General features: G+C 33.3%; 2 protein-coding genes. Both read right to left on the bottom strand.

Annotated elements, in window-relative coordinates; genetic code table 11:
* Positions 1–293: 293 nt before the first annotated feature.
* Entirely contained in the window at positions 294–692 is a 399-nt protein-coding gene (locus tag CI597_RS17480) for a hypothetical protein (RefSeq protein WP_024728690.1), read from the bottom strand.
* Positions 693–786: 94 nt separating this feature from the next.
* Positions 787–1,581, bottom strand: a 795-nt coding sequence (locus CI597_RS17475) for an RHS repeat-associated core domain-containing protein (RefSeq protein WP_143266104.1), incomplete at its 5' end; no start/stop codon positions are given.

Raw genomic sequence — 1,581 nt, 5'->3', positions numbered from 1 at the left:
TGATCACAGACAGCCAGCCGTCGCTGGTGTAATGATAAGAAAGGCTTCTTACCCCATCTTTTTTCGTTGGATAGGTAACTTTCGTAAGTTTGCCTTCTGCGTCGTAAGTATATTTAATCGCATGGCTCTTGATCTCGTCAGCTGTTGGCCTCTCTGACTGACTCAGTTCCGCATAAGTTGTCTTTCTCTGAAGCCCGTCATACTCACACTCTGTATAGCGGTAAGCTGTTTGCGTGTTTCTTGGCTATTTAATTAGCGATGAATATTATTGAATCAATGGAGATATCTTCACTTTATGTTTCTTCCATTTTCACACTTGCCTTTTGATATTTTGATTTAATAAAATTCTTCATTTTATTTTCAGTTTTACATTTAAATATACATTTTCTCGTTCGTTTATCAATACAATAATATGTCTGTTTTTCTTTTTCATAAACAATGATAAAATCTTTATTACTAAAATATTTTTGAATATTCCCTTCAACTATGCTCTCTCCTTGACCATCCATCGCTGATTTGTTATTCTCAAAATAGCATAGTTGCCAGCATTTTGAACTAGAGGCTATTAGTTGATATCCATCATTTAAGTCATAACTGGGATCTCGTCCTGTATCATCTGTAACTAACACATAAAAACACATTGCACCAAAAATCAAGACAATTACAGCCATTACTTGTACTACTTTTTTCATATATATCCTTTCTGCAATCTTATGCTTGTTCTATATTATATGGCCTTACATCAAAATAGATCATTTTTGATGTAAGGCTCTTTTACAATAACTGTTATTTACGATAAAATTTTGTTGTAAATTTCCATTTGTATGGACGAACCACTTTACCTCTTTGAGGATAATATCCGAAAATATTGTTGACTAATGTTTTTATTATCCCTTGCTTTTTAAAACTAAATTTTGCAAAATCATAAGTGTCTTTTAATGCTAATTTAATCTTATATCCTTTTTTCGTTTTCTTATATACAGTCATCCTTATATTTCGAATGTGACCTACCGAATAAGCTAAATCTCTATCTTCAGAAAATCCAAATGTACCTTTTGGTTTCCAGGTAGCTTTTTTCTTTTTATTAGCTTTCTTTCTTAATCCTTTAAAAATTCTATATAATTTTTCAGAATTTTTCAGCCTGCTCTTAAACACCTTTTTAAAATTAAGATACGAAACATTTGATAAATTAATTCTCTTTGAATGTTTACTCAATGCAAACCAATACATTTTAACTGAAAGTTCCATGGGATAATGTCCACTTGGATCTGCATAGTTAATCGGATTATCTGCACAATAAGCATACAAATGCTGTGTATCTGGCTCGTTTGTCTCCCCACGGTAAGTATCCTCAGACAAAAACCTTCCGTCCTCCGGATTATAATACCGTGCATTCAGATAATAAAGCCCCGTTGTCTCATCATATCGTCCCCCTGTATAACAGGTTTCATTCTTAGCCGTATTCTCTCCAATGCTCTGCGTCTCTCCAAAGTCTTCATAGCGGTAAGACACATCTGCTTTTCCATCGTCTTTCAGAAGATTTGTAGTACTTCCCTGTACATCTTTGTTATACACATAATA

It is taken from the genome of Anaerostipes hominis (ex Lee et al. 2021) (assembly GCF_002270485.1).
Lineage (GTDB): Bacteria > Bacillota > Clostridia > Lachnospirales > Lachnospiraceae > Anaerostipes > Anaerostipes hominis.
Note: the sequence above shows the minus strand (reverse complement) of the source record. Positions and strands in the feature narration are given on the sequence as shown.

Bases quoted from the DNA above. Each gene is read 5' to 3' on its own strand.
- CI597_RS17480 (WP_024728690.1), bottom strand. From the start codon at position 692: ATGAAAAAAGTAGTACAAGTAATGGCTGTAATTGTCTTGATTTTTGGT.